We start from the raw sequence: 3,338 nt of genomic DNA on the forward strand, positions 1-3,338 counted from the left end.
GAACAGATTGATTTACGGGATCAGTCTGTTCAAAATCAAAAACAATTCATTCATCAATTATTTGGATTAACAGGGTAGAGAACGATTCCGGTAGGAATCCTCATTGTTCTTTGGGATATATCCTTTATTTGCACCAGAACATTTTACCGCAACTAAAAATTTCTAATGAAAGCATTAAATACTACGCTTCTTTAGTAGAATATTATTCCGTGTATAAATTAAAACGGTTTGACGAATATCTTATCTATATTGATTTACTATGCTTTATTTTCCATCGTTATCAAAGAATAATAGTTTTATTTATAAAATAAGAAAATACAAGGATGATATCATTTCCTTTGCAAAAGACCAAATATATACCTATTATACAGAAAACCAGAGAGATTTTAAGAAAGTAGGCAAGGTTTTCCAAGTTATAGTAGATGAAAATATTTCAGATAATACAGATTTAAAGACATTTAAAAACATTTAAAAACATTTAAAAACGCGTATTCTCTATCCTAGAGCGTCCAAAATTAACTGAACTAGCCAATCAAATCCTCGATAATACGAAAATAGATGAAAAAGAGTTCTGCTGGGAACGTTAGGGTTGCACATCGTCATCAGTAATAAACAGGGTCATGCATGTCTTATGAACGGCTTAATATATTGTCCTCAATGTTTTTATAATAAGTCCCTGCTTTACATTGATTCAATGCGATTCTTTATCGTGCTGAACAATACTGTTTCCAGTGTTGTAATGATTAAAAACTAAGAGCGTGCCCAGAGTGTACTTTAAGATTTAGTTAAAAGGGCACTCTGAATAAAAAGAGTTAAATATTTCCAATCGAGAAATACAGTAATATAAAATTTATAATAATCCTCTTTTTTCAAAAAAGTTACGGAATATTCTATTAGCAAGTTCTGATTGAGAACCGCGCGGGGGATTTTTCCCTAATACTTTTTTAAAAACTTGTCGTATATCTTTATCTAAATGAAATCCAACAACCTTTTTGTCAGGATCTAATTTTAAGAAATCTAAAATATCATCATTTTCTCCACTTCCATCCTGACTATTTAACAATTCTATTTCATTATCATTTTGTTTTGTTATCATATCATTAATGTTAATATTATCTTTTGATTCGAAAGTACCTTGGGCTCTAGATGCACTTTCAGCGAATAAATCAGCTATATTGCGGTTGTTCACGTTCATTCAACTCCTTAAATAAATTTTTATAATAGAATGCAAATTCATTATCTTTTTTTACTAAAGTCAGCGGCAAATTCTTATAAGCAATTGAATTTGCAAAAGTAATACTTCTAGGAATATTTGCATTTAGGAAAGGAACATCTTCTTTTTCACAAAAACGTTTGGCCTGTTTTATTGTTGTAGAATGGAGCTTGGTATTTTTTTGAACGAGAGTTGCTACAACTCCAGCAATTTTTAAATTTTCATTATGTTTTTGTTTAAACTGATCAATGACATCAATGATTTTTATAAGCGATCTTACACTATATTGTTCTGGCTGAAAAGGAATGATAATTTTGTCTGTGCAGCAAATTACATTACTTTGAATCAATCCAGAACTTGGGGGGCTATCAAATAAAATTACATCGTAATCTTCTTCAACGGATTTTAAAGCCACTTTTAAAAGAAGAAATGGATTTATGTATGTATCCAGGTGAGGTAAAATATCAAAATCTAAAAAACTCATCATTTCATTCGACGGTAGTACATCTATATTTTTATAAACATTTATTATTGCTTCTCTTGCCGGGACAAAATGAACTAAAACATCATGTAATGTAATATGATATTTATCTGGATTTTTTCCAAATGAAAGTAAAGAATTTCCTTGTTGGTCAGCATCTACAATTAACACCTTTTTACCTTGCTTCGCATAAAGGCCTGCTAAGTTAACTGTCATTGATGATTTTAATACACCACCCTTATTTTGAACAAAAGCTAATTTGTAAACCATTCGTATACCACCCACCACTCTATTTTAACATTACGTTTACATTATCGTTAAAATCACATTAACATAAGTTTAATAATAACATAAACATATCGTTTTATATTTGTCAATTTAATATATTTTATATAATTCTTTAATAAGAGACGTTTTTCCTTTATTTAACCAAAAATAAAAACCAATTTGTAACACGTTTATCGCCCTTGAAAGCTAAAATTTAATAAATTTACTAGAATAATTCCACTTCCTCCAGCGTGTGAAGGACGATAGGACACGATAGGTGGGAAACGCATTACGGTTTGGCGTAGCCAAAAATGGTTGATAATCTAGCTAGATGTAGTTCTTTGATCACTTGCTATGGGAGGTTGCAGGAAGAAAATAGCGTTTAAACGTCGGACATCTAGGCGGGAACGCCCAAAGTAATACTTGGGGATTCGAAAGGTTACTTTTGTCGCCGAACTAAGAAGCTTGCACTTCAAGCTAAATGGCGAGTAGTTCACCAAGCTCACTCATGTTATTGGGGGTATATTAATTTTTATCAAAAACAGGGTTCTAAAAGACAATACGCTATTGTCTAGATCATTCTCTCTTGAAGACGAAAAACAACTACATATAACGGGTGTCCTTGTTTCCTTTTTTTGCTATATTTAAAATACAAAAAAATAGAATTATCAATACGTTTTTATGCATCCAAATATAACGTATTTTGTGTATTTATTTTTCCAAATTAATAGCGCTGTTTTGGCAATTGTTTTAAACTTTTCTGGTTATTCTACAAGTAATCAAAGATTTATCGCAGTGCCCGCTTATATAGAAAACTCAAGCTCTAATCAATATGCAAATTGGTCTGTTAAAATTTAGAAACACAAATATCAAACAAAATCTGTATAACTTAAGACTGAATTTTATAATGATGTTAATGAGCTAAAGGATGTAACCACTGTTTCCTATGTCGAGAATACTTTAAAATTAGAACAAATCGATTCTAAAAATCTTGTCATTGATAGTAGTATGCCTTGACTAGGTAAATACGGACTCTGTTGTGTAATTTTAAAAGTATATTGACGAAGAAAATACTTAACCGAAGTTCACATTTATTTATATCAACAATGAAGTATAAATCCTAATCTATTCCTTTTCTTATGCAAGATATAGACAGATACTTTAGAATTCGGAAAAGTTATAATAGAGGTGGATTTACATGTCCTTATTCCTTCTCTTATTCCTGAAACCAGTACATAAACAATAAACTCCCTTAACTTTGATATGCTCTTCTTATAGTAGACAGTAAAAAGAAAGCACATTAATTTTTCTTGAATTCGCACACAATTGTAGTAATAAATGTATGCTAGCACAATCTTTCGCACAGTTGTGTTGGAT

Annotated in this window: 2 protein-coding genes and 2 pseudogenes; 2 read left to right on the forward strand and 2 right to left on the reverse strand. The window is 30.6% G+C overall.

Features of this window, described 5'->3' with window-relative positions:
* Both JDS99_RS30165 and JDS99_RS32640 read left to right on the forward strand, forming a co-directional pair.
* Window positions 1-78, forward strand: a pseudogene (locus tag JDS99_RS30165) (IS6 family transposase); the annotation flags it as partial.
* Window positions 79-134: 56 nt separating this feature from the next.
* Window positions 135-584 (forward strand): annotated as a pseudogene (locus JDS99_RS32640) (Tn3 family transposase); the annotation flags it as partial.
* Window positions 585-850: 266 nt separating this feature from the next.
* On the opposite strand, the gene JDS99_RS30170 reads toward JDS99_RS32640, so the two are convergent.
* Window positions 851-1,189, reverse strand: coding sequence for a hypothetical protein (locus tag JDS99_RS30170; RefSeq protein WP_199696410.1), 339 nt, complete (start codon window positions 1,187-1,189; stop codon window positions 851-853).
* Window positions 1,167-1,964 (reverse strand): ParA family protein, encoded by a 798-nt coding sequence (locus tag JDS99_RS30175; protein ID WP_199696411.1) that lies wholly within the window; start codon window positions 1,962-1,964, stop codon window positions 1,167-1,169. The genes JDS99_RS30170 and JDS99_RS30175 overlap by 23 nt, the downstream gene beginning before the upstream one ends.
* Window positions 1,965-3,338: the final 1,374 nt, after the last annotated feature.

The organism is Bacillus cereus group sp. N6 (assembly GCF_016483705.1).
In the GTDB taxonomy this organism is placed as follows: Bacteria; Bacillota; Bacilli; order Bacillales; family Bacillaceae_G; genus Bacillus_A; species Bacillus_A wiedmannii.

Bases quoted from the DNA above. Each gene is read 5' to 3' on its own strand.
- JDS99_RS30175 (WP_199696411.1), bottom strand. From the start codon at position 1,964: ATGGTTTACAAATTAGCTTTTGTTCAAAATAAGGGTGGTGTATTAAAA.